Raw genomic sequence first — 567 nt, forward strand, 5'->3', positions numbered from 1 at the left:
GGTGTACGGGCAGGGGCGTCAGGTGCCGCTCTGGCTCGGCTCGGTCAAGTCGAACATCGGTCACACGCAGGCCGCCGCCGGTGTCGCCGGTGTGATCAAGATGGTGCTGGCGCTGCGGCACGGCGTCATCCCCGCGACGCTGGGCGTCGACGAGCCCACCACCCACGTGGACTGGACGCGGGGGGACATCCGGCTGCCCGAGCACGCCGTGGAATGGCCGGAACTGGGGCGTCCGCGCCGGGGCGGGGTGTCGTCGTTCGGCATCAGCGGCACCAACGCGCACATCATCCTCGAACAGGCGCCCCCTGAGACGCCTGCCGAGCAGCCGCAGCCTGTGGGGGACGCGCTGGTGCCGGTGGTGTTGTCGGCTCGGAGCGAGTCCGGTCTCGCGGCCGTCACCGAGCAGATGCGCGCGGCGCTGTCCGAGGCGTCGTCGCGTGACGTGACGCCTGCCGACGTGGGGTATTCGCTCGTGACCAGCCGGGACGTGCTGGAGCGGCGGGGTGTGCTGGTGGCCGCTGATCGTGGGGAGTTGGTGTCGGCTCCGGTGGTGGTGGAGTCGGTGGT

1 protein-coding gene is annotated in these 567 nt (G+C 71.8%); it reads left to right on the top strand.

The window, feature by feature from the left end; all coding sequences use genetic code 11:
• A partial coding sequence (locus tag ABFX54_RS56760) for a ketoacyl-synthetase C-terminal extension domain-containing protein (protein ID WP_346115637.1) occupies window positions 1-567 on the top strand: 567 nt, incomplete at both ends.

The organism is Nonomuraea maheshkhaliensis (genome assembly GCF_039529435.1).
Taxonomy (GTDB): Bacteria; Actinomycetota; Actinomycetes; order Streptosporangiales; family Streptosporangiaceae; genus Nonomuraea; species Nonomuraea maheshkhaliensis.